Source organism: Sphingomonas faeni, assembly GCF_024273235.1.
GTDB lineage: Bacteria > Pseudomonadota > Alphaproteobacteria > Sphingomonadales > Sphingomonadaceae > Sphingomonas > Sphingomonas faeni_A.
This window is the reverse complement of the sequence record NZ_JANBVH010000018.1, coordinates 66,267-89,331: the sequence shown is the minus strand read 5'-3', so window position 1 is coordinate 89,331 and position 23,065 is coordinate 66,267. Positions and strand designations below refer to the sequence as shown.

The 23,065-nt window shown below is 66.0% G+C and carries 20 protein-coding genes; 8 read left to right on the top strand and 12 right to left on the bottom strand.

Annotated elements, in window-relative coordinates; all coding sequences use genetic code 11:
• The first annotated feature begins 84 nt into the window (after positions 1 to 84).
• The 3 genes from NLI89_RS11720 to NLI89_RS11710 all read left to right on the top strand — a co-directional run bounded on the left by NLI89_RS11720 (position 85) and on the right by NLI89_RS11710 (position 3,299).
• Positions 85 to 1,059, top strand: coding sequence for a quinone oxidoreductase family protein (locus NLI89_RS11720; protein WP_254687237.1), 975 nt, complete (start codon positions 85 to 87; stop codon positions 1,057 to 1,059).
• Positions 1,060 to 1,281: 222 nt separating this feature from the next.
• Positions 1,282 to 1,962, top strand: coding sequence for a response regulator transcription factor (locus NLI89_RS11715; protein WP_254687236.1), 681 nt, complete (start codon positions 1,282 to 1,284; stop codon positions 1,960 to 1,962).
• The gene (locus tag NLI89_RS11710) at positions 1,962 to 3,299 is read left to right on the top strand and encodes a sensor histidine kinase (RefSeq protein ID WP_254687235.1); all 1,338 of its coding nucleotides are present in this window, start codon (positions 1,962 to 1,964) and stop codon (positions 3,297 to 3,299) included. Before NLI89_RS11715 ends, NLI89_RS11710 begins: the two co-directional genes overlap by 1 nt.
• Before the next feature lie 143 nt (positions 3,300 to 3,442).
• Here the strand turns inward: NLI89_RS11710 and NLI89_RS11705 are convergent, their stop codons facing one another.
• Positions 3,443 to 6,001, bottom strand: coding sequence for a TonB-dependent receptor (locus tag NLI89_RS11705; RefSeq protein WP_254687234.1), 2,559 nt, complete (start codon positions 5,999 to 6,001; stop codon positions 3,443 to 3,445).
• A gap of 264 nt (positions 6,002 to 6,265) precedes the next feature.
• Here NLI89_RS11705 and NLI89_RS11700 point away from each other — a divergent pair, with 264 nt between their 5' ends.
• Together NLI89_RS11700 and NLI89_RS11695 are read left to right on the top strand one after the other, a co-directional pair.
• Positions 6,266 to 9,352 carry a TonB-dependent receptor gene (locus NLI89_RS11700; protein WP_254687233.1) on the top strand — a complete coding sequence of 1,029 codons (3,087 nt, stop codon included), beginning with the start codon at positions 6,266 to 6,268 and terminating at the stop codon, positions 9,350 to 9,352.
• Positions 9,352 to 10,386: a phytase gene (locus NLI89_RS11695; protein WP_254687232.1), complete on the top strand. Its 1,035-nt coding sequence runs from the start codon at positions 9,352 to 9,354 to the stop codon at positions 10,384 to 10,386. Before NLI89_RS11700 ends, NLI89_RS11695 begins: the two co-directional genes overlap by 1 nt.
• Before the next feature lie 3 nt (positions 10,387 to 10,389).
• On the opposite strand, the gene NLI89_RS11690 is transcribed toward NLI89_RS11695, so the two are convergent.
• From NLI89_RS11690 to aroQ, 7 genes are all read right to left on the bottom strand, one after another.
• Positions 10,390 to 11,727, bottom strand: coding sequence for an ABC1 kinase family protein (locus NLI89_RS11690; protein WP_254687231.1), 1,338 nt, complete (start codon positions 11,725 to 11,727; stop codon positions 10,390 to 10,392).
• Between the two features lie 937 nt (positions 11,728 to 12,664).
• Positions 12,665 to 14,077 (bottom strand): type I glutamate--ammonia ligase, encoded by a 1,413-nt coding sequence (gene glnA / locus NLI89_RS11685; protein ID WP_254687230.1) that lies wholly within the window; start codon positions 14,075 to 14,077, stop codon positions 12,665 to 12,667.
• A 144-nt stretch (positions 14,078 to 14,221) separates the two neighbouring features.
• Positions 14,222 to 14,560, bottom strand: a complete 339-nt coding sequence (locus NLI89_RS11680; protein ID WP_055875939.1) for a P-II family nitrogen regulator — start codon at positions 14,558 to 14,560, stop codon at positions 14,222 to 14,224.
• Between the two features lie 184 nt (positions 14,561 to 14,744).
• Positions 14,745 to 15,080 (bottom strand): arsenate reductase family protein, encoded by a 336-nt coding sequence (locus NLI89_RS11675; protein ID WP_254687229.1) that lies wholly within the window; start codon positions 15,078 to 15,080, stop codon positions 14,745 to 14,747.
• Between the two features lie 132 nt (positions 15,081 to 15,212).
• Positions 15,213 to 16,565, bottom strand: coding sequence for an acetyl-CoA carboxylase biotin carboxylase subunit (gene accC / locus NLI89_RS11670; RefSeq protein WP_254687228.1), 1,353 nt, complete (start codon positions 16,563 to 16,565; stop codon positions 15,213 to 15,215).
• The gene (gene accB, locus NLI89_RS11665; RefSeq protein WP_254687227.1) at positions 16,565 to 17,053 is read right to left on the bottom strand and encodes an acetyl-CoA carboxylase biotin carboxyl carrier protein; all 489 of its coding nucleotides are present in this window, start codon (positions 17,051 to 17,053) and stop codon (positions 16,565 to 16,567) included. The genes accC and accB overlap by 1 nt, the downstream gene beginning before the upstream one ends.
• 14 nt (positions 17,054 to 17,067) lie before the next feature.
• The gene (gene aroQ / locus NLI89_RS11660; RefSeq protein WP_254687226.1) at positions 17,068 to 17,502 is read right to left on the bottom strand and encodes a type II 3-dehydroquinate dehydratase; all 435 of its coding nucleotides are present in this window, start codon (positions 17,500 to 17,502) and stop codon (positions 17,068 to 17,070) included.
• 133 nt (positions 17,503 to 17,635) lie between these two features.
• On the opposite strand from aroQ, the gene thiS reads away from it, so the two are divergent.
• The 3 genes from thiS to NLI89_RS11640 all read left to right on the top strand — a co-directional run bounded on the left by thiS (position 17,636) and on the right by NLI89_RS11640 (position 19,897).
• Complete coding sequence (thiS, locus tag NLI89_RS11650) at positions 17,636 to 18,643, top strand: sulfur carrier protein ThiS (protein WP_302675737.1); 1,008 nt, start codon at positions 17,636 to 17,638, stop codon at positions 18,641 to 18,643.
• Positions 18,644 to 18,767: 124 nt separating this feature from the next.
• Positions 18,768 to 18,950: a CsbD family protein gene (locus NLI89_RS11645; RefSeq protein WP_056050734.1), complete on the top strand. Its 183-nt coding sequence runs from the start codon at positions 18,768 to 18,770 to the stop codon at positions 18,948 to 18,950.
• A 284-nt stretch (positions 18,951 to 19,234) separates the two neighbouring features.
• Positions 19,235 to 19,897, top strand: coding sequence for an HAD-IA family hydrolase (locus tag NLI89_RS11640; protein ID WP_254687225.1), 663 nt, complete (start codon positions 19,235 to 19,237; stop codon positions 19,895 to 19,897).
• 6 nt (positions 19,898 to 19,903) lie between these two features.
• On the opposite strand, the gene NLI89_RS11635 is transcribed toward NLI89_RS11640, so the two are convergent.
• The 4 genes from NLI89_RS11635 to NLI89_RS11620 all read right to left on the bottom strand — a co-directional run bounded on the left by NLI89_RS11635 (position 19,904) and on the right by NLI89_RS11620 (position 23,063).
• A complete protein-coding gene (locus NLI89_RS11635; protein ID WP_254687224.1) occupies positions 19,904 to 20,131 on the bottom strand; it encodes a hypothetical protein in 228 nt (75 codons plus the stop codon).
• Between the two features lie 27 nt (positions 20,132 to 20,158).
• Positions 20,159 to 21,163: an alpha/beta hydrolase gene (locus tag NLI89_RS11630; RefSeq protein ID WP_254687223.1), complete on the bottom strand. Its 1,005-nt coding sequence runs from the start codon at positions 21,161 to 21,163 to the stop codon at positions 20,159 to 20,161.
• Positions 21,164 to 21,238: 75 nt separating this feature from the next.
• Positions 21,239 to 21,664, bottom strand: coding sequence for an MAPEG family protein (locus tag NLI89_RS11625; RefSeq protein WP_254687222.1), 426 nt, complete (start codon positions 21,662 to 21,664; stop codon positions 21,239 to 21,241).
• Positions 21,665 to 21,998: 334 nt separating this feature from the next.
• Entirely contained in the window at positions 21,999 to 23,063 is a 1,065-nt protein-coding gene (locus NLI89_RS11620; RefSeq protein ID WP_254687221.1) for a 1,9-bis(guanidino)-5-aza-nonane synthase, read from the bottom strand.
• Between the last annotated feature and the right edge of the window lie 2 nt (positions 23,064 to 23,065).

Sequence of the window (23,065 nt, the reverse complement as noted above, 5' to 3'; positions counted from 1 at the left end):
CGCCAAGGAATGGGCTCGGCGGAGATCGGTTGCAACCCGAAACGCATGCCGTAGGGTAACCCGGATATTCATCAGGAGGCCGGCATGGCGAGAGTGGCATTCTTCGAACAGACCGGCGGCCCGGAAGTCATCCAGTGGCGCGATATGACGCTGCCGCCGCCGGCCAAGGGCGAGGTCTGGATGCGCAACACCGCGGTCGGGCTGAACTATATCGACACCTATCATCGCAGCGGCGTGTACCCGGTCGACCTGCCCTCCGGTCTCGGCAGCGAGGCGGCGGGCGTCGTGATGGCGGTCGGCGAGGGCGTCACCGACTTCGCGCCCGGCGACCGCGTCGGCACCTTCGGCCCATCGCGCGGCGCCTATGCGACCGAACGCAACGTGCCCGCGAGCCAGCTGTTCAAACTCCCCGACACGCTCGACGACCGCACCGCGGCGGCAATGCTGCTCAAGGGCACCACCGCCGAGTTCCTCGTCGAACGCTGCGCCAAGGTGCAGCCAGGCCAGACCGTCCTCGTCCACGCGGCGGCGGGGGGAGTCGGCCACATCCTCGTCGGCTGGCTGAAGGCGGTCGGCGCGACCGTCATCGCCAGCGTCGGCAGCGAGGACAAGGCGACGCGCACCCGCAAAGCCGGCGCCGACCACGTCATTCTCCACAAGTCCGAGGACATCGCGGCCCGGGTCCGCGAGATCACTGAGGGCAAGGGCGTCCCCATCATCCTCGACGGCGTCGGCGGCGCGACGTGGGCGGCATCGCTCGACAGCGCGGCGCGACGTGGCCTGATCGTCAGCTACGGCAACGCGGGCGGGGTGGTCGACGGCGTCAACCTCGGCGTCCTCGCGCGCAAGGGGTCGCTGTTCGTGACGCGCCCGACGCTGTTCGATTACTACGTCACGCCCGAGGAAAGGCAGGCCGGCATCGCCCGCCTCTTCGCGATGCTCGACAGCGGCGCGATCACCCCCGAGATCGGCCAGACCTTCGCCCTCGAAGACGCTGCCGATGCGCACCGCGCGGTCGAAAGCGGCGAGACTTCTGGCAGCACGCTGCTGCTGCCGTGATCCCTGAGTTAGCGAAGAAGAAGGTTTGTTCGCGCGGAGCCGCGGAGATGTTGTGATGGAGAGGGACCGTTGGTCCCGTAGTCGACACCTCCGCGTCTCCGCGTCTCCGCGCGAACCCATTCTTCTATCCTCTTCGCGCCTTCGCGCCTTCGCGTGAATCCATGCTAGGCTACGGCCTCCGCGCGTTAAGATGGCGCAAGCGCTTCCCCGAGTGAGACGACGATGAGCCTGAACCTGTTGCTGGTCGAGGACGATGCGGTGTTCGCGCAGGCGATGGCGGAGGAGCTGCGCGGGCTCGATCACTGCGTCACGATCGCGGTCGACGGGCGCGAGGCGCTGGCCGCGGTCGACAGCGCGCCGTTCGATGCGGTGGTGCTCGATCGGATGCTGCCCAGGATCGACGGCATGACGGTGCTCGAACGGCTGCGCGGCAGCAACATGACCCTACCAGTGATCATGCTCACCGCCCTCGGCCGCTCGGTCGAGAAGGTCGAGGGACTCGAGGCGGGCGCGGACGATTACGTCGTCAAGCCGGTCGCCGCCGCCGAACTCAGCGCGCGCCTTGCCGCCGTCGTTCGCGGACGCGGCTGGACCGGAGGCAGCGCCGACACGATCCGCGCGGGCGACATTACCGTCAGCCCGACCAAGTTCCGCGCGTGGCGCGACGGCATCGCGCTCGACCTCGGCAAGCTGGAGTTCAAGCTGCTCGCCGAGTTCGTCGCCAATGCCGATGCGGTGCTGACCCGCGCGATGCTGGTCGAGCGCGTCTGGGGGTATGACTTCGCACCGACCACGAACATCGTCGACGTGTATGTCCGCCACCTCCGCGTGAAACTCACCGCGGCGGGGGGCGAGGACCCGATCGTGACGATGCGCGGCGTCGGTTACATGTTGCGCGGCTGATGCGGTTCCGGTCGCTGCGCGCGCTGACGCTGGCGTTCCTGCTCGCGTTTCTCGTCGCGACGATCGGCACCGGCTTCGCGATCCACGGCATCACGCTGCAGACGATCGAGCGGCTGGTCGACCGCCGCATCCTGGTCGTCAGCGACGCCATCGCAGGCGCGCCGGGCGATCGCCGACCGGCCGACGTCTTCCGCCGCATCGACGCGGCGATGCGCGAGCGCGACACCGGCGATATCGGCCTGCTGCTGGTCGACGCGAACGGAAATCGGCTCGGCGGCAATATCGCCCTGTCGCGGCGCCTGCCGCTCGGCTTCTCGACGATCGCCCGTGACGATCGGATCGCCGGACTGTCCGCCGGCCGCGCGCTGGTCCGCGACGTCGGCTGCGGCATGACGCTGACGACCGTCGCCGAGACCGAGCCGTTCGACGACTACAACGCCGCACGCACGCGGATCTACCTGATCGGGTTCGGCTCGATCGTCCTGATCGTGGTCGGCGGCATGGTCTTCTTCGTCGTCACGATCGGCCGGCGGATCGGCGAGACCCGGCGCACGGTCGAGGCGATCATCGACGGCGACATGACGCGACGCGTGCCGATCCACCCGTCGGGCGGCGAGTTCGCGCAGCAGGCGATGGCGTTCAACCGGATGCTCGATCGCATCTCGGACCTGATGGCGAGCATCAGCAACGTCTCCAACGACATCGCCCACGACCTACGCACGCCGCTCGCCCGACTGCGCAGCCAACTCGCGCTGGCGCTGCGCCGGGCCGAGACCGAGGCGCAGCGCGACGATCTCGAGGCCGCGATCGCGATGAGCGACGAGTTGCTCGCGATGTTCGCGGCGATGCTGCGGATCGCCGAGGTCGAGGGTGGCGATCGTCGCGCCGCGTTCACGCAGTTCGATCTCGCCGATCTGGTGCGGGAGGTCGGCGACATGATGCAGCCGGTTGCAGCGGATAGCGGTCGGCAACTCGACATTGCCGTCGATGGACCGACCAGGATAGTCGGCGACCGGCAGTTGCTGGGGCAGGCGATGGTCAACCTGATCGAGAACGCGATTCGCCATACGCCAGCTGGTACGCGGATCGAGATCGGAATCCTCGCGAACGCCGCCGCGACGATCCTGACCGTTACCGACGACGGCCCCGGTATCCCCGCCGACCGGCGCAAGCTGGCGCTTCGCCGTTTCGGACGTCTCGATCCGAGCCGTCACGACGCCGGGCACGGCCTGGGCCTCGCGCTGATCGATGCGATCGTCCGCCTGCACCGCGGCACGTTGTCGCTCGAGGACGCAGTACCCGGGTTACGCGTCGTGATCACGCTGCCACGCAACTGAGCAAACAAGCAATCCTCCCCCGCCAGGGGGAGGTGTCTGGCCCTTGCCAGACGGAGGGGGAGGATAGGGAGAACTGCTGCTCCGTATCCTCCCCCTCCGTCGCCTTCGGCGCCACCTCCCCCTTGCGGGGGAGGATCTTCAGGTCAGAACTTGACCGAAGCCTCCATGCCGTAGGTCCGCGGCGCGTTGAAATTGCCGTAGTCGCCCAGCACGTTGCTGATGCTGCCCGACGTGGTGCTCGTCGTCGGCGAGCCCGGCAGGCTGTTCGACGGATCGCGGCGGAACACATATTGCTTGTCGAACAGGTTACGGACCCAGGCGGAGATCGTCACCGCATTGCTGCCGCCCACCCGGATGTTGGCCAGTGCAAGGCGCGCATTGGCGAGGAACGCCGAGTCGTTCTTGGTCGCATATTGATCGAAGGTCTGCGTGGCCTGTGAATAGTTGCCGTCAAGGTGGAACTTCAGGTCCATGTCACCGATCGGCATCGTATAGTCGATCGCGCCGTTGGCGGCATTGCGCGGCGTGAAGACGATGTAGAAGTTCTGGTACACGCCGGTCGACTCGATCAGCACCGGCGGGATCTTGGTGTAGGTGTAGGCATAGCCCGCGGTCAGCGTCAGGCCGGTGACCGGCTGCACCGTCAGGTCGGCCTCGATGCCGCGGATCTTGGTGATGCCGGGCGCATTGATCGTCACCAGGTTGTTGAAGCTGCCCGTCGAGGTCGTCTGGATCGAGCTGATATCGACCTGGCTGTTCTTGCGATCCATGATGTAGCCAGCCAGGTTCAGGCGGGCGCGGTGATCCCAGAAATCGGTCTTCGCGCCGATCTCGTACGACTTCACGTCCTCGGGGTTGAACGTCTGGTAGTTCGACGTCCGCGAGCTGGCACCGCCGGCGCGGTAGCCGGTCGCGTATTTGGCGTACAGGTGGAGCGAATCGCTGGCGTCATAGGCCAGCGTCGCCATCGGGTTGAACCGGTTCCAGCTCGCGTCGAGCGGCTTGTAGCCCGCCGCCGTCAGCTGCGCGGCGGTTGCCGTGTCGTAGTTCAGGTTGCGCGAATAATGCAGCACGCCCTTCTTGTCGTCGTGCGTGTAGCGGCCACCTGCGGTCAAGTGGATCCGATCGGTCGCGTTCCAGGTGACCTGGCCATAGCCGGCATAGCTCTTCGACCAGACTTCGGACGCCCGATCGATCGAGCGGCAACCCTCCTGCGAGCCGTATCCGCCCGAGCCGGTGCAGGGATCGAGCACGGTGATCGTCGACAGCGTGGAATCGAACGCCAGCGAGTTCGGTGTCGCGGCGTCGTCGCTGACGTGCTCGTTGAAGTAATACAGGCCGGCGACGTAGTCGAACTGGCCGACCGTGCCGACCGCCTGGAATTCCTGGCTGAACTGGTTCTGGTGCAGGTTGGCTAGGCTGTAGCGGCTGAAGTTGCAGGCGGTGCCGGTGCAGCCGGCCGCGACGACGGGCACGCGGTGATAGCCGCCGCTATTGTCGTACTGGGTCGCATTCACGCCGCGCCATGCGGTGATCGAGCGGAGTTCGATCTCGGGCGATACGTCCCAGCGGATGTTCGAGGTGAAGCCGTGCGTCTTGTCGACGCTCGGCTGCTGCGGCACGCCGATGTCGGCGACCTTCGCGCGGCTGGTGCCGTTGACGACGACCTGGCTCGGCAGCGGCTTCACGCTGCCGGTGAGCGTCGTGTAGTTGGTGCCGGGCAGGGTGCAGGCGGACGATGCGGACTGCGCACCCGCCTTGCAGCCATTGGGGTTCACGTTCAGCAGCTGGCTGTAGAACGGGCTGTTCGAGTCATAGCCGTTGTCATAGCTGAAATCGGCGGTCATGCCCGAGATCGGGTGGACCCTCGCGGTCGCTTTGAAGCCGCGGCGATGATAATAGTTGAAGCCCGTCTGGCCTTCGAGCGGGTTCTTGGTGGTCGCATCCTGATGCTGGATGACGCCGTCGAGCTTCAGCGAAACGCCGTAGGTTTCGGGCAGGTCGAGATGCAGCGCGCCGTTATAGCTGCCATAGTTCGCGATCCCGCCGGTCGCGCTCCCGCCCCATTTGCCGCTCGGGCCCTTGGTGACGATGCTCAGCGCGCCGCCCTCGGTGTTGCGGCCGAACAGCGTGCCCTGCGGGCCCTTGAGGACTTCGATCCGGTCGACGTCGAACAGCGCGGCGTTCAGGCCGTGCTGGCGACCGAGGTACACGCCGTCGATATAGACGCCGACGCCCTGCTCACGCGCGGGCTGGTTCGCATCGAGCGGGACGATGCCGCGGATACCGATCGTCAGCGCGGACTGGCGTGCCTCGAACGTCGCGACGCGCAACGACGGCACCGCGCCGTCGGCGAGATCGTACAGGCTCTGCACATGGCGATCGGTCAGCGCCTGGCTGCTGAGCACGCTGATCGCGATCGGCGTCTTCTGGAGGTTGGTCTCGCGCTTGGTCGCGGTCACGACGATCTCGCCCAGACCTGTCTGGTCGGCGGGGGCAGCCGCGGGATCTGTTGGCGCGGGATCAGCCGGCGTGGGGTCGGCAGCGGCAGTCGGTGCCGGGTCCTTGGCGGCGGTCGGCGTAGTGGTGGTCGGCGTGGCAGTCGTCGGCGTGGCGGCGGCGGCGAAGGCGGGCGAGGCGATCGCGACCGTCAGGGCGGCGCCGGCCAGCAGCCGCAAGCGCAGGCTTGCTGAATTCAACATCGAGGGGTTCCCTTTTTCGGCAGTGTTTGCCTTGAGGGGCGCGATAAGCGGCGGTCGTGGCACGTCCGTTACGAATATAAGAATCGCGTGTCCGGCGTTTTTAACGTTGGTTTAATGTGGGATATTCGGCGCGATCGCATGATTGGATTGCCGCCGACGCGGCTGTCACCGCGCTGTCACGCTGACGTAACGGCGCTGCCATGCGCGACCGCTACCGCGCCTCCCAAGCCGGCTGAAGAAGCCGGGATCACCCGGGGGAATACCATGAAATCGAACCTGTCGAACCGCGTCCGCGGTCGCGTCCTCGCGCATGCGCTACTCGCCGGCTGCGCGCTGAGCCCGCTGACCATTGCGAGCGCCCATGCGCGTCCCGACGCGGCAACGCCGGCCGGTGCACCCCGCGCGCCCGGCGCGATCACCGGCACCGTGTCGCAGGCCGGCAGCGGCGACTATCTCGATGGCGCCTCGGTCTCGATCCCCGCACTCGACCAGTCGACGGTCGTCGATCGCACCGGTCGCTTCTCGCTGGTCGGCGTCCCCGCTGGCACGCACGAGCTCGTGATCCGCTATGTCGGCTTTCCCGATGCACGCCGGACCGTGACGGTCGCCGACGTCCCAGTGACGCTCGACGTCGCGATGACCACCGAAGTCGGCGCAGGCACAGGCGAGGGCGCGGAGATCGTCGTCTCCGGCTCGCGCCCGATCGCGGAATCCGAGGCGGCCGCACTCCAGATCCAGCGCACCAGCCCTTCGCTCGTCTCGGTCATCGCCTCGGACTCGATCGGTCGCCTGCCCGATCAGAACGTCGCACAGGCGGTCAGCCGCTTGCCCGGCGTCGGCGTCCAGCGCGACCAGGGCCAGGCGCGCTACATCACGCTGCGCGGCGCCCCGATCAACTGGACCACACTGTCGATCGACGGCATCAACGTCGTCAGCCCCGAAGGCCGCGATGCCCGCTTCGACTCCATCCCATCGGCGATCGCTTCGCAGATCATCGTGCGGAAAGCCGTCACCCCCGACATGACCGGCGAGACGATCGCCGGCAATGTCGACATCATCACCCGCTCGGCGTTCGACTATCCGGGCATGAAGGTCCAGGCCAAGGGCGGCCTCGGCCATGTCGAACTCGGCAAGAAGACGGAATATGAGGGCTCGCTCGTCATCTCCGATCGGATCGACACCGGCATCGGGGAATTCGGCATCGTCTCGTCCGCCAGCCTGTATCGGCGCGGCATGGTCACCGACAATTTCGAGACCGACTTCGAAGCGGTCAAGGAAGACAAGCGCCCCGGCTACCAGACGCGCAACTGGGCGCGCGAGACCGAGAACAAGCTGTATCGCCTGACGCGGAAGAACTACTCGCTGTCGACCCGGCTCGACTGGCGCCCGGCGCCCGGCCACAAGCTGTTCGCGGAAACGATCTACTCGGCGTTCGCGGATGACGAGCAGCGCAACAACTACATCTTCGATCTCGACGATCAGCAGTCGCGTGCGCCGACCGGCAGCGCCAGCTGCACCGTCAACGCACGCCCCGCGTCGGGCACCACCGGCTATGCCGACGTCTGCACCGGCAACACGCCCTTGCTCGGCACCGTCTACGGCGTCGATCTCAACGCGAACTTCACGGTGCGCAAATACAAGCAGTCGGTATTCACCAACACGGTCGGCGGTGACCACGAACTCGGCGAATGGAAGGTCGCATGGCGCGGCAACTTCACCCGCTCGATCGACGACCGGACGCAGCCGGCGCAGCTGAACTACGAGAGCCCCAGCTTCGCGAACGCCACCAACCGGCTGACCGTCGGCTATGACCTGACCGACCCGCAGCTTGCCAAGGTCCAGCTGTTTCGCACGATCCGCAATGCCGACGGGACGTTCTCGCGCGGTGCACAGGTGACCGCGATCGAGGATTTCCCGACGTCGCTGACCCGCCTGCGCTCGCTGAAGGCGCAGGACGTGACCGAGGCCTACACCGCCAAGCTCGACGTCAGCCGCGAGGCGTCGCTGTTCGGCGCGCAGACGGTGTTCACCGCCGGCGTCCGCTACGACGATCGCACCAAGACCGCGAACGAGAATCTGCTCGACATCAACAGCGCGGCGCAGTTCGCCGCCGCGGGGATTTCCACCAACTATTCCGCGATCGCCCAGTCCGGCGGGTTCCAGGGCGAGATCCCGCTCGGCTACACCTTCCAGTATTTCGACCGCGACAAGGTGCTCGGGCTGGTCGACCAGGCCAAGAGCGTCGCCAGCTACCAGCCGGTCGACGCCAATTTCTACGAGGTCGGCGAGCGGGTCTATTCGGCCTATGCGATGGCCACCACGACGACCAACTGGGGCAGCATCGTCGGCGGCGCCCGCGTCGAGCATATCCGCAACGACGCGCGCGCTTTCTCGATCGGGACCGTCGTTATCGACGGGGTGACCAAGACCGTGACTAGCCCACTCGAGGCGAAGTCGAACCAGACGCTCGTCTATCCGAGCCTCCACCTCAACTGGGACGTCAACGATCGGATGAAGGCGCGCCTGTCGTTCAACACCGGCGCCGCACGACCCGATTACGATCAACTGCGCCCGAACCTGACCTATAACGACGCCAACCTGACCGTGTCCGGCGGCAACCCCGATGCGAAGCCCGAAAAGGCCAAGGGCGTCGATCTCTACGTCGAATATTACACGATGCCGCGCGGCTTCCTGTCGATCGGCGCCTATTACAAGGACGTCACCAATGTCCTCTTCGACTCCGTGCAGACCTTCGGCAGCAATATCCTCAACAGCGGCGGCAGCGATCGCTCGCAATATCAGTTCTCGACCGTCCTGAACGGCGGCAAGGGCTACATCATGGGCATCGAGGGCGCGATCCAGCAGCAGCTCGATCCCTTCACCGCCGATCTCGGCCTGCCGGACTGGATGGGCGGCTTCGGTATCCAGCTCAACGCGACGATCAACAAGAGCCGCGCGGACACGCCCGGCACGAGTGATATCCCGTCGCGAAAGGTGCCGCTGCCCGGTGCATCGGACGCGATCTACAATCTGATCGCCTATTACGAGAAATACGGCTTTTCCGCGCGCGTCTCGTATCAGAACCGCTCGGCATGGCTCGACGCGATCGGGTCGGTCGCGAAGGTCGGCGACACCGTCCGCGGCGTCGATGGCGGCGATTTCTACTGGGCGAAGGACAACGAGCTGGACGCATCGGTCCGCTACGCGATCAACGGCAATTTCGAGATATACGCCGATTTCGCCAACCTGCTGAATGGCCCGGGCCGTCGCTATGTCGGGACGTCGACGTACACGATCGAGCATGAGACGTTCGGGCGGCGCTACACCGGCGGTGTGCGGGTGACGTTCTGATGCGGGCGCTTTCCTTTGTGGCGCTGTTGCTGGCGGGCTGCGCGACGACCTCGACCCCGGTGGCGGTCGAGGCGCCGATGGTCGCTGCGACCGCGGAAACCGATCCGGTCGACACCGCCGCCGATGCCGCAGACGATCCCGCGATCTGGCGCAACGCCGTCGATCCGGCGAAGAGCCTCGTCATCGGCACCGACAAGAAGGCAGGCATCCACGTCTACAGCCTGGCGGGCAAACGACTGAGCTTCACCCCCGCCGCACGCCTCAACAACGTCGACCTGCGCGATCTCGGGACCAAATCTGGAGGACGCGTGATCGCAGCCGCGAGCGATCGTGCCGACGTCGATACCGCGCACGTCTCGCTGTTCACGCTCGACACCGCGGCGGCAAAGCTCGTGCCCCTCGGCCGCTTCCCGGTCGGCGCGGGCGAGGCGTACGGCATGTGCCTCTGGACCCGTGCCAGCGACAAGGCGCTGTTCGGCTTCGTCGTGCTGAAGGACGGCCGCATCGACCAGGTCGCGATCGACCTGTCCGGCGCATCGCCAAAGATCACGACGGTGCGTTCTATGAAGCTCGGTACCCAGTCCGAAGGCTGCGTCGTCGACGATCGTACCGGTCAGCTTTACGTCGCGGAAGAGGATGTCGGCCTCTGGCGCTTCGATGCCGACCCATCCGCACCGGTGACCGCAACGCCGATCGCCAAGGTCGACGGCAAGACGCTGGTCGCCGACGCCGAAGGCCTCGCGCTCGCACCGTCGGGCAGGAACGGCGGCTATCTCGTCGTGTCGAGCCAAGGCGACAACGCCTATACGCTCTACCGCCTGCCGGGCGTCACCTATGCCGGCCGCTTCCGGATCGGAAGCGGTGCGATCGACGGCACCAGCGACACCGATGGCATCGACCTGATGCTCGGCGATTTCGGCCCGGCCTATCCACGCGGCCTGTTGGTAGCGCAGGACGGCGACAACGCCCCTGCCACGCAGAACTTCAAATATGTCAGCTGGGACGCGGTCCGAAAGGCGCTCCGGTTGCGATAGGCGTCACGGTCGATCGTCCGCGCAATAGGCGGCAACCATCGTGCGGATATCGACCTGCGCCTTCAACCGCGCGGCGAGCAGCGCGGTGCCGCTGATCTTGCGCTGGACGAACAGCGTGTCGATCGGCGGCAGGTGCCACGTGTCGCGGTCGCGCGCGATCTCGGTGCCCTGTTCGCGCAAGATCCCGACGAACGCGCGGTCGCCGAAGTCGAACGGGCCGGGCTTGGCGAGTTCGACGAGGATGACGTCGATCATCCGGTCGACCAGCGCGCGGTGTTGCAGCACCGCCGCTTCGCCGAGGAACCCGGCGGCGATGGCGGCCTCGCGCACTGCGTCGCGGTCGCCTGCCAGCGCTGCGGTGAGCAGGCGGCGATAGCCTTCACCGGTTTCGGCGGGGAGGGGGCGGGCGGCGCCGAAATCGAGCAGGACGAGCTTCTCGGTCTCGGGCTGCCAGCGATAATTGGCGAAGTTTGGATCGGTCTGCATCAGCCGCCAGTCAAACAGTTCGCGCAGCACGAGCGAAATCAGATCGCGCATCACGCGGTCACGCACTACCTGCGGCGCGGTTTCCAATGTCTCGACCGGAACGCCGGTGACGAAGCTCATCGCGAGGACGCGCGGCGTGGTGAGATCGGAATGAAGCTTGGGGACGACGAACTGCGGCTGGTCGGCGAGCAGGTCGCCGTAGCGCGCGAGCATCTGCGCCTCGCGGAGGTAATCGGCTTCCTCGTGAAGCTGCTTCTTCGCCTCGTCCAGCAATGGCGCGATATCCAGCGATTTGGGCAGCATGCCGGACACGCGGAGCAGCGTCGCGACGTTGTCGACATCCGCGTCGATGCTCTCCTTCACGCCGGGGTACTGGACCTTGATCGCCAGCTCTGTCCCGTCCGGCAATCGAGCACGGTGAACCTGGCCGATCGAGGCGGCGGCAACCGGGTGCGCCTGGAAATGTGCGAAGCGGCGGCGCCAGTCCTTGCCCCATTCGGCGGCCAGCACGCGGTCGAGTTGCTGCGGCGGCATGTGGTGCGCGTTATTGCGCAGCCGCGCGAGGATCGTCGCGAGTTCGGGCGGGAGCATGTCGCCCGCGTCCATCGAGATCATCTGTCCCAGCTTCATCGCCGCGCCGCGGAGGTGGGAGAGCTGGTCGGCGACTCGCGTGGCGTTGGCGGGAGTGAGTAGGAGGTCACCGATTTTGGGGCGTTCGCCGCTGGCGAGCCGACGCGCGCCCTCGGCGACGACTCCGCCGGCGACCCCGCCTGCGAGTTTCCCGAAGACGCCGAGGCGGGCGAGACGGCCGCTCGGGATCGCGCGTCCGGCGCTGTTGCCGCTGTCTTCGGTCACGGGTGTTCCTTGGGTTTTTCGGGGGGAAGTCTCTCTGGAGGGATGTGGGTGGCGGGAGCAGTCGATCAATCCGAGCCCACCCGCGAAGTTAACCGAGGCTACCCTTGTTCTCTCGCAAAGCTTGTTCTCCCGCGAAGGCGGGAGCCCAGGGTTGCGAGCGCTATCGTCTAAGACTCCCGGACTCCCGCGTTCGCCGGAGAACCGGAGAACCGGAGAACCGGAGAACTTACCGAACCCTAGCGCCTTATCGTGTTGCACCATCTCGCCCGCCGCCGCCGCACCCCACGTCATCCCAGCGAAAGCTGGGATCTCACCGTGAGGCAGGCGTCCCGCGCCACGAGGGAGACCCCAGCTTTTGCTGGGGTGACGATTGCGGCTGAACTTGCTCGCCACAGTCTTCTCCCGCCGTCATCTCAGCGAGCGCCGGGATCTCCCGGTGAGGCGGGCGTCGCGCACCACGAGGGAGACCCCAGCTTTTGCTGGGGTAACGATTGCGGCTGAACGTGCTCGCCACAGTCTCCTCCCGCCGTCATCTCAGCGAGCGCCGGGATCTCCCGGTGAGGCAGTCGTCGCGTGCCACGAGGGAGACCCCAGCTTCCGCTGGGGTGACGATCGCGGTCGAACTTGCCCGCAATAGTCTCCACCCCACGTCATCCCAGCGAAAGCTGGGATCTCCCAATGGGGCAGACGTCGCATGCCATGAGGGAGACCCCCGCTTTCGCTGGGTCACGGGATAGCTGGGGTCACGGGATCGTGATCCAGCTGTCACATGGCTCAAGAATCTTGGCGTAACACCAGAAAAAAAGGGCACCCGGATTGCTCCGGGCGCCCTCTTCTCAATCAGCGACGTGGCGAAGCCACGCCGTCGGTCGTCGCTACACGCGACGCCGGCCGACAGCGGCTGTGCGCTCTCGCGCACCGCTGCCGGCCCGGCAGCTCAGCCGCTGTAATACATGTCATATTCAACCGGGCTCGGCGTCATCTCCCAGCGCGCGACCTCGGCGCGCTTGATCTCGACATAGCTCTCGATCTGGTCCTTCGAGAACACGTCGCCCTTCAGCAGGAAGTCGTGATCCGCGAGCAGGCAGTCGAGTGCCTCGCGGAGCGAACCCGCGACGGTCGGAACCTGGGCGAGCTCTGCCGGCGGCAGGTCGTACAGGTTCTTGTCCATCGCTTCGCCCGGATGGATCTTGTTGAGGATGCCGTCCATGCCGGCCATCATCAGTGCCGCATAAGCGAGATACGGGTTGGCGAGCGCATCCGGGAAGCGGACTTCGACGCGCTTCGCCTTGGGGCCGGTGCCGTACGGAATACGGCACGATGCCGAGCGGTTGCGCGCGGAGTATGCGAGCAGCACCGGCGCTTCGTAACCGGGGACGAGGCGCTTGTAGCTGTTGGTCGACGGGTTGGTGAACGCGTTGACCGCCTTGGCGTGCTTGATGATGCCGCCGATGAAATACAGGCACATGTCGGAGAGACCCGCATAGCCGTTGCCGGCGAACAGCGGGGTCTTGCCGTCCCAGATCGAGAAATGCGTGTGCATCCCCGAACCGTTATCCTCCTTGATCGGCTTCGGCATGAACGTCGCCGTCTTGCCGTAAGCGTGCGCGACCTGGTGGACGACATACTTGTAGATCTGCATGCGATCCGCGGTCTGCGTCAGCGTGCCGAAGGTCAGGCCCAGCTCATGCTGTGCGGCCGCGACTTCGTGGTGATGCTTGTCGCACGGCAGGCCCATCTCGATCATCGTCGAGACCATCTCGCCGCGGATGTCGACGGCCGAGTCGACCGGCGCGACCGGGAAATAGCCGCCCTTGGCGCGCGGACGGTGGCCGAGGTTGCCGCCCTCATATTCGCGACCCGAATTGCCCGGCAGCTCGATGTCGTCGATCTTGTAGTAGCTCGTCGAATAGCTGTTCTCGAAGCGAACGTCGTCGAACATGAAGAATTCGGCTTCGGGGCCGACATAGACGGTGTCGCCGACGCCGGTGGTCAGCAGATACGCCTCGGCGCGCTTGGCGGTCGAGCGCGGATCGCGCGCGTACAGCTCGCCGGTCGACGGATCGCTGATGTCGCAGATCAGGATCATCATCGGCGTCGCCGAGAACGGATCGACATAGACCGCGTCGAGATCGGGCTTGAGCGTCATGTCGCTCTCGTTGATCGCCTTCCAGCCCTCGATCGACGAGCCGTCGAACATCAGGCCGTCGGTCAGTTCGTCCTCACCGATCAGGCTGGCGACCATCGTCAGATGCTGCCACTTGCCCTTGGGATCGGTGAACCGCAGATCGACCCACTCGATCTCCTGGTCCTTGATCATCTTGAGAACGTCGGAGGCCGAATTCGCCATGATGCTTGCCCTTCGTTTTTGAGACTTCGCCCGCGTCATGCGGGGAATCTAATTGCGGTATGGATTAGGATTTCCACACAATGTTGCGCTGCGTCAAATGACGATGTCGTTACCTGCCGTCAACGCCCCATGCGTGGGTTTGAACTAGATTGCGTCGTCGTCGCGCTCGCCGGTGCGGATGCGCAATGCACTCTCAACCGGAATGACGAAGATTTTCCCGTCGCCGATCCGGCCGGTCTGGGCGGCCGCGGCGATCGCCTCGACGACGCGCTGCGCCAGCCCGTCCTCGACGACCACCTCGAGCTTCACCTTCGGCAGGAAGTCGACGACATATTCCGCGCCCCGGTACAGCTCGGTATGGCCTTTCTGCCGGCCGAAACCCTTTGCCTCGGTCACGGTGATGCCGCTCACGCCGATCTCGTGCAGCGCTTCCTTCACCTCATCCAGCTTGAACGGCTTGATGATGGCTTCGATCTTTTTCACAGGTACGCCCCCGATTGTCGTTGAAACCCTCGCCCTCGCGAGCGAGCCGTCCGCCCTGAAGGGCGCCTTGCACCAAGCGTGCCAGCCGCAGCGCCCTCGGGCAACCGCGGAATATCGTCGATTTCACTGCCCGAAATTGCGGCACCGTGGAGGTGCATGCGTAATGCGAGGGCAGGGGTGGCGATCACAGGATTTCGTGCAGCCGCGCGATCGGACGACCGAGCCGGACGCCCTTGTCGGTCTCGACCAGCGGGCGTTCGATCAGCAGCGGGTCGATCATCATCGCGTCGAGAATCGCCTCGGCGTCGCCGTGCTTGACCGCCTTGGCGCCGTCCTCGGCCATGCGCAGGCCTTGCCGCGGCGTCATGCCGGCGCGGTCGTAGAGGCGGACGAGCTCGGCGCGGGAGGGTGGGGTCTTCAGATATTCGACGATCGCGACGTCCGCCCCGGCCTCCTGCAGCAGGGCGAGCGCCTCGCAGGACTTGGAGCAACGCGGATTGTGGTAGATCGTCGCCTTCACGAATGCTCCGTCAAAACTCCCCTCCCTGGAAGGGAGGGGTAGGGGGTGGGTCGGTTTCGAGGGAACGTCCGGCCTGCCCCGAGCCGACCCACCCCCGGCCCCTCCCTTCCAGGGAGGGGTGAAGTCAGGCGTTCACGCCCCCTGCTTGGCCAACCACTCTTCCAGCCACTTGATCGTGTACGCGCCTTCTTGGAACTCGGGATCGTCGAGCAACGCGCGGTGCAGGGGAATCGTCGTCGTGACCCCCTCGATCACCATCTCCTCGAGCGCCCGCCGCAACCGGCGCAGCGCACCCTGCCGAGTCGTCCCGTAGACGATCAGCTTGGCGATCATCGAGTCGTAGTAAGGCGGCACGCGATAGCCCGCATACAGCCCGCTATCGACGCGCACATGCATCCCGCCCGGCGCATGATACACCTTCACCAGCCCCGGCGACGGCGCGAACGTGCGCGGGTCCTCGGCGTTGATCCGGCATTCGATCGCATGGCCGCGGAACTGGACGTCTTCCTGGCGGAGCGTCAGCGGATGACCCTCGGCGACGCGGATCTGCTCGCGCACCAGATCCAGCCCGGTGATCATCTCGGTCACCGGATGCTCGACCTGAAGCCGGGTGTTCATCTCGATGAAGTAGAATTCGCCCGCTTCCCACAGGAACTCGATCGTCCCCGCACCGCGATAGCCCATGTCGGCCATCGCCTTGGCGACGATCCCGCCCATCCGCTCGCGCTCTTCGGCGGTGATGATCGGCGAGGGCGCTTCCTCGAGCACCTTCTGGTGGCGGCGCTGCAACGAGCAGTCGCGCTCGCCCAGGTGGATCGCATTGCCGTTGCCGTCGCCGAAGATCTGGAATTCGATATGCCGCGGATTGCCGAGGTATTTTTCCATGTAGACGGTGGCGTCGCCGAACGCGGCCTTCGCCTCGCTGCCGGCCTGCTGCATCTGCGTTTCGAGGTCTTCGGCGTCGTTGACGACCTTCATTCCGCGACCGCCGCCGCCCGACGCCGCCTTGATGATCACCGGATAGCCGATCGATTCGGCGATCGCCTTAGCCTCGGCGATGTCGCTGATCGCGCCGTCCGAGCCGGGGACGAGCGGCAGCCCGAGCGCGCCCGCGGTGCGCTTGGCCTGGACCTTGTCGCCCATCGTGCGGATGTGCTCGGGCTTCGGGCCCACGAACAGGATGTTGTGCAGCTCGACGATCTCCGCGAACTGCGCGTTCTCGCTGAGGAAGCCGTAGCCCGGATGGATCGCGTCCGCGCCCGAGATTTCGGCAGCCGAGATGATGTTCGGGATGTTCAGATAGCTGTCGGTCGCCGACGGCGGTCCGATGCAGATCGCCTCGTCCGCGAGCCGGACGTGCATCGCGTCGGCGTCGGCGGTCGAGTGCACGGCCACCGTCTTGATGCCCATCTCATGGCAGGCACGGTGGATCCGCAGCGCGATCTCGCCGCGATTCGCAATGAGCAGCTTCTTGATTTGCGGCATTATTCGACCACGACGAGGGGCTGGTCGAACTCGACCGGCTGGCCGTTCTCGACCAGGATCGCGGTCACGGTGCCGGCCGAGGGCGCGACGATCGTGTTCATCACCTTCATCGCCTCGATGATCAGCAGCGTGTCGCCCGCCGCGACCTTCTGGCCGACCGTCGAGAACGGCTTCGCCTCGGGGTTGGCGGCGAGATAGACGGTGCCGACCATCGGCGACTTGACCGCGCTCGCGCTGGTCGCTGGAGCGGACGCGCCGACCTCGGCCTGCGGGATCGACAGCGGTGCGGAGACGGGGGCCGGGGCGGGCGCCGGCGCGTAATGCGCGACGGGCGCAGCCTGAGCGGCCTTCCGCGCGACGCGAATCCGGCGCGAGCCGTCCTCGACCTCGATTTCGGTCAGCTGCGTGGTGTCGAGCAGTTCGGCGAGCTGGCGCACCAGGGTCACGTCGACCTGCATTGCACCGGGGTTTTCTGTATTGTCGGTCATGGCGGGGCCTCCTGTCAGAACCGTGCGACGGCTTCAAGCGCGAGCAGATACGAAAGCGCGCCAAAACCCGCGATCGTTCCCTTCGCCGCCTGGCCGACCAGGCTTACGTGCCTGAACGATTCGCGCGTGTGGGGATTGGAAAGATGCACTTCGATCACCGGCGTCTTCACGCCCTTGATCGCGTCGTGGACCGCGACCGAGGTATGCGTGAACGCACCCGCGTTGAGGATCACGGCCTTCGCACCGCGCGCCTGCGCCTCGTGCAGCCAGTCGACGAGGTGCCCCTCGTGATTCGACTGGCGCATGTCGATCGTCAGGTCGAGTTCGCGCGCACGATCCTCCAGCATCCCGGCGATATCGTCGAGCGTCTCGTCGCCATAGATCTCCGGCTCGCGCGTCCCCAGCAGGTTGAGGTTGGGGCCGTTCAGGACGAAAACGGTATCTGGCAAGAGCGATAGCCTTTCGGTTGCAGGTCGGTTGCGGGGCCGGCGAAGCGATCCCTATATGCGCGTCACGGCATTCCTTACAGGCACGGCTCGCGACAAGTCGAGCCGTGCCGTCGCTATAGTGGACCACGCACCCATGCCCCATTCCGACGGCACCGTCTCGATCACCGTCAACGGCGAGCACAAGCGCGTCACCGCGGGGCTGAGCCTCGCCGAGCTCGCGACCGAACTCGGCCTCGTGCCTGAGAAGATCGCGGTCGAGCGGAACATGGAGGTCGTGCCGCGCTCGACGCTGGCTAACGTGATGGTCGAGGACGGCGACGACCTCGAGATCGTGCACTTCGTCGGCGGCGGCGACCATGGGGATAGCGGGCACGAGGACAGCTGGACGGTCGCCGGCAAGACCTTCAAGTCGCGACTGATCGTCGGCACCGGCAAATACAAGGATTTCGCGCAGAACGCCGCTGCGGTCGAGGCGTCGGGCGCCGAGATCGTCACGGTCGCCGTCCGCCGCGTCAACGTATCGGATCGCAACGCGCCGATGCTGACCGACTTCATCGACCCGAAGAAGATCACCTACCTGCCCAACACCGCCGGCTGCTTCGATGCCGAATCGGCGATTCGCACGCTGCGGCTGGCGCGCGAGGCGGGCGGCTGGGAGCTGGTGAAGCTCGAGGTGCTCGGCGAGGCGAAGACGCTCTATCCGGACATGGTCGAGACGCTGCGCGCGACCGAGATCCTCGCCAACGAAGGCTTCAAGCCGATGGTCTATTGCGTCGACGATCCGATCGCCACCAAGCGCCTGGAGAACGCCGGCGCGGTCGCGATCATGCCGCTGGGCGCGCCGATCGGCTCGGGACTCGGTATCCAGAACCGCGTGACGATCCGGCTGATCGTCGAGGGGGCAGGGGTGCCCGTGCTGGTCGATGCCGGCGTCGGCACCGCGTCGGACGCGGCTGTGGCGATGGAGCTCGGGTGCGACGGCGTGCTGATGAACACCGCGATCGCCGAGGCGAAGGACCCGCTGATGATGGCGGCGGCGATGAAGGCCGCGGTCGAATCGGGCCGGCTCGCCTACCGCGCCGGGCGGATGGGCCAGCGCCGCTATGCCGATCCGTCGAGCCCGCTGGCGGGGCTGATCTGATTCGCCCGGTTTCAAACCGCGTCATGACGCAAACGTCACGGAACCCACGGTAAAGACGGCCGTTATACCTTAGCAAGTTCAAGCGGCCCGGTTGGCGGGCCCGCAAAAGCAAGTGGAGGCTCTGATGGGCGAGTTCACCGACAAGGTCGCAGCAGCAGGCAACAAGGTTGCAGGTAACGTCAAGGAAGCCGTCGGCAAGGCGACCGACAACGAGAAGCTGGTAGCCGAAGGCGAGGCGCAGCAGGCCAAGGGCACTGCGCAGAATGTCAAGGGCAGCGTCAAGGGCGCACTCGGCGACGACATCTAAGCTTTAGCTTGATGTAGGAATATTGGCCGCTTCGGGAAACCGGAGCGGCCTTTTCTTTGTGCGACGTTGCCCACCACCACCACCACCACCACCCCGGCGAAGGCCGGGGCCCAATTGGGGGACGACTCTGATTAAGGGCAGCGCGTTGTTACCTCTGACATGCCAATTGGGCCCCGGCCTTCGCCGGGGTGGAAGATTGCCGGGGTGGTAGGTTGCCGGAGTGGTGCGGAGCACTGAACCAAACCGCCTTGCCCAATATCCAAACCTCCCCCACGAGCCTCCGCATGACTCTTCCCACCCGCCGCTACGCCGCGTTCCTGTTCGACATGGACGGCACGATCCTCACCTCGATCGCCTCCGCCGAGCGCACCTGGACCAAATGGGCGATCGCGCATGGCCTCGATGCCGCGACGTTCGTGCCGACGATCCACGGCGTGCAATCGGTCGAGACCGTCCGACGCCTGAACCTGCCCGGCGTCGACCCGGTCGCCGAAGCCGCCGCGATCACCGCTGCCGAGATGGAGGACGTCGACGACATCGAACCGATCGCCGGCGCCGCCGCTTTCCTCGCGAGCCTACCGCCCGAACGCTGGACGATCGTCACCTCGGCCCCCCGCGCGCTGGCCGAGGTCCGCCTCAAGGCGGCCGGCCTGCCGATCCCCGCCACGATGATCGCCGCGGACGACATTCCCAACGGCAAACCCGCACCGGATTGCTTCCTCGTCGCGGCCGAACGGCTCGGCGTCGCGGCCGGTGACTGCCTTGTGTTCGAAGATGCCGCCGCCGGGATCACCGCGGGAGAAGCGGCAGGAGCCGACGTGCTGGTGATTACCGCCACCCACGGCGCAGCCCATGATCTCGCCGCGCGGCATGTACGGATCGTCGACTATCGGGACGTATCCGTCGTGACGCAGCCCAACGGCGAATTGGTCCTCGCGCCCCGCTGAGCGGGCCTAGTTCGAAGCGGCCGACCGCTGCGCCCGCGCGATCAACTCATCGAGCGCCGCTTCATCCAGCCGCCCAGCGGTCCGCAGCGCCGCTTCGGGCGTCATCGCGATGATCTCCCCGTCCGGCCCGTCGATGATCACCTCGCCATTTTCATGGAAGACGTCGCGGGGTTGGGCATGCGGACGGGTCATCGCGCTCTCCTGATTTTTCAGGATCAACGTCAGCCGGCACATATAGGTCCGCGATGCTGGCCTACATCGTCACCCCGAGACCAGTTCGCCCATCCAGCGATCGAACAATTGCGGCCACAAGGATCCCGGCGACCGCGGCGACAGGCGCGTGCCGAAGCCGTGCCCGCCATGCTGGAGAAAATGCGCCTCAGCCGGGATGCCGGCGCGGCGCGCGGCGGCCAGCGTGTCGACGCTGTTCGCGACCGGGACCGTGGTGTCGTCCTCGGCATGGACCAGGAACAGCGGCGGGTCGCCAGCCTTCAACTGCCGGTCGATCGCAAAGCGAGCCTGCACGGCCGGCAGTGGATCGGGGCCCAGCAGGTTCGCGCGCGATCCGCCATGGCTGCGGCCCGGATCCATGTTCGATACCGCATACATGAGCCCGGCCCAGGCAGGGCGCGCCGAATGCCGATCGGCCGCATCGACGGTCCGGTACGCCTTGAAGTCGGGCAATATTGTCAGCGATCCGGCAAGGTGCCCACCGGCGGAAAAGCCCAGCACGCCGAGCTTCTCCGCCCGGATTCCATAGCTGCGGGCATTGGCGCGGATCAGCCGCATCGCACGCTGCGCGTCGGCGAGCGGCACGTCGGCCCGGTCGGCCCAGCCTTCGCCCGGCAGGCGGTAGCTCAAAACGAAGGCGGTGACCCCGAAACCGTTCAGCACGCGCGCGACGTCGATGCCCTCGTTACGCAGCGACGTGATCGAATAGCCGCCACCGGGCACGATCAGCACCGCGCGACCATCGGGCCGAGCAGGCCGGAACACGCCGACCTCGGGACGCACCACGCCGCGCATCTGGAAATCGCGATAGCCGTCGGGGTACCGCGGCATGCGCGGCTGCGGGACCGGCAAAGGGTTCGGCGCGCCTTGCGGGATGCCGGGCCAGAGCGCGAACCGCTCGGCCGGCGGCCAGACCGGCAGCTCCGATGCACGAGGCTGGCCGGCTGTCAGTTGCGCGCCACCCCGCGCGAATACGGCAGGCGCAAGGCCCGCAGCGAGGGGAAGGGCGAGGAGCGAGCGGCGGTCGAAGGTCATGCCGGATTTCTAGACGATCGATCGGGATCGGGGGAGGGGCGTATGACGCGAATGGCGATTATTCGCATCGACGCCTCAAAACACCGCCAAAGCCGCGTGCAGCGTCAGCGCGGCCAGCATCACGCTCGACATCATGAAGACCAGGAAGCGGATGCGGACGCGGTTGCTGGTAGCCTGCACGAGGCTGTGCACGATCCGCAGCCCGACATAGGCCCAGGCGATCCACGCGTTGACGCCGTTGCCCGTGCCGCTCAGCGCGAGTACGGCGCAGACCGCGTAGAACAGCGTCGGCTGTTCCATCAGGTGATTGTAATTGTGCGCCTTCCACTGCGCCTGAGGCGGCAACGACCGGTCGGCGTCGGACGCCTTGGTCCCGACTAGCTTTCCCATGTCGACCCCCGCCGCCTTCATCGCGGGTAGCCGCGTGACGAGCATCCAGACCAACATCACGAGCGTCCAAGCGATCAGCACGACCATCGGCCGCAGGATCTCACTATGCATGAAAAAGCCTCCCCCGGTTATCCGGCGGAGGCTGCAACAATTGCTCGATTGGAGCAACGCTATCTCTAATCCTCCCCCGCCAGGGGGAGGTGGCAGGCACTTGCCTGACGGAGGGGGAGGACACGGAACCGACGGTATCGCCGCCTCCCCCTCCGTCGCTTCGCGCCACCTCCCCCTTGCGGGGGAGGATCATAAAGCGCCCTCGCTACCCGTCACCCCGGACCTGTTCCGGGGTCCACCGTTCCGCGTACTCTCAACTCGGCGAGAATGCGGAGCGGTGGATGCCAGAACAAGGCTCTCCTGAGCTAGTCGAAGAGCCCGGCATGACGGAGGCTCAGTCGAAGCTCGCGCCCCACTTGCGGACCGGACGGTCCTTCCAGAGCCCACGATGATACGCGTCCGACGCCAGCAGCGGCATCACCGAACCGGCTTCCGCGAACACCATCTGCTCGATCCCCGTGTTCACCTTGCCCCACGAAGCCGCCTCCTGCAGCGTCGACGACGAGCACGCACCGTCACGCACGTCGGCAACCGTTATCTGCACCGCATACTTGTGGACCTGCACGTCGTCATGCCCGAGGATCTCGGCGCAAACCACGGTGTCCTGGATGAAGTTCTTCGGCACGCCGCCGCCGATCATGAGAAGCCCGGTGGTGCCCGCCTTGATCTTGATCTCGGTGAGCTCGCGGAAGTCGGCGATCGCGTCGAGGACCATGTACGGCTTGCCCGACTTCACCGCGTCGACCTGATGCTTGACCAGACCGAAGCCCGCCGAGCTGTCGACGAAAGCCGGACAGAAGATCGGCACATCATGCTCATAGGCGAGCTTGACGAGGCTGTTCTCCTTCTTGCCGTGCTCGACGAGATACTTGCCCATCTCGCGGATGAATTCGCGGCTCGAATAGGCGCGCGGCTCGAGCGTCTCGGCGATCTCAAAGATCGTGTGATCGACGTGCTGGAGCTCTTCCTCGTCGATATAGGTGTCGTAGATCCGGTCGATCATCAGCGAGCGCAGCACGTCGTCGTGCGGCACTTCGAGCGCCTGGTAATGCTTGTGGCCGAGGCCCTCGAAGAAATCCATGTCGACGATCGTCGCGCCGGTCGCGACGATGCCGTCGATCATGTTGTTGCGCAGCAGTTCGGCATACAGGTCCATGCACCCGCCGGCGCTCGTCGAGCCCGCGATCACGAGGAAGATCGTGCAGTCCTTGTCGGCCAGCATCTGGTTGTAGATGTCGGTCGCACGGCCGAGATCGCGGCTGGTGAACGACATCTTCTTCATCGCATCGACGATCGGCCGCGCGTCGAAGCTCTTGATGTCGATGTGCTCGACGGTGGTCGAGAGGAGTTCCGCCTTGCGCTGTGCGTCGATGCGGGTGTCGGAGGGGGCTTCGGTCATGT

Coding starts and splice junctions, on each gene's coding strand:
- NLI89_RS11720 (WP_254687237.1), top strand. CDS start 85: ATGGCGAGAGTGGCATTCTTCGAACAGACCGGCGGCCCGGAAGTCATC.
- NLI89_RS11715 (WP_254687236.1), top strand. CDS start 1,282: ATGAGCCTGAACCTGTTGCTGGTCGAGGACGATGCGGTGTTCGCGCAG.
- NLI89_RS11710 (WP_254687235.1), top strand. CDS start 1,962: ATGCGGTTCCGGTCGCTGCGCGCGCTGACGCTGGCGTTCCTGCTCGCG.
- NLI89_RS11705 (WP_254687234.1), bottom strand. CDS start 6,001: ATGTTGAATTCAGCAAGCCTGCGCTTGCGGCTGCTGGCCGGCGCCGCC.
- NLI89_RS11700 (WP_254687233.1), top strand. CDS start 6,266: ATGAAATCGAACCTGTCGAACCGCGTCCGCGGTCGCGTCCTCGCGCAT.
- NLI89_RS11695 (WP_254687232.1), top strand. CDS start 9,352: ATGCGGGCGCTTTCCTTTGTGGCGCTGTTGCTGGCGGGCTGCGCGACG.
- glnA (WP_254687230.1), bottom strand. CDS start 14,077: ATGGCGAATTCGGCCTCCGACGTTCTCAAGATGATCAAGGACCAGGAG.
- accC (WP_254687228.1), bottom strand. CDS start 16,565: ATGCCGCAAATCAAGAAGCTGCTCATTGCGAATCGCGGCGAGATCGCG.
- accB (WP_254687227.1), bottom strand. CDS start 17,053: ATGACCGACAATACAGAAAACCCCGGTGCAATGCAGGTCGACGTGACC.
- thiS (WP_302675737.1), top strand. CDS start 17,636: ATGCCCCATTCCGACGGCACCGTCTCGATCACCGTCAACGGCGAGCAC.
- NLI89_RS11645 (WP_056050734.1), top strand. CDS start 18,768: ATGGGCGAGTTCACCGACAAGGTCGCAGCAGCAGGCAACAAGGTTGCA.
- NLI89_RS11640 (WP_254687225.1), top strand. CDS start 19,235: ATGACTCTTCCCACCCGCCGCTACGCCGCGTTCCTGTTCGACATGGAC.
- NLI89_RS11635 (WP_254687224.1), bottom strand. CDS start 20,131: ATGTGCCGGCTGACGTTGATCCTGAAAAATCAGGAGAGCGCGATGACC.
- NLI89_RS11630 (WP_254687223.1), bottom strand. CDS start 21,163: ATGACCTTCGACCGCCGCTCGCTCCTCGCCCTTCCCCTCGCTGCGGGC.
- NLI89_RS11625 (WP_254687222.1), bottom strand. CDS start 21,664: ATGCATAGTGAGATCCTGCGGCCGATGGTCGTGCTGATCGCTTGGACG.
- NLI89_RS11620 (WP_254687221.1), bottom strand. CDS start 23,063: ATGACCGAAGCCCCCTCCGACACCCGCATCGACGCACAGCGCAAGGCG.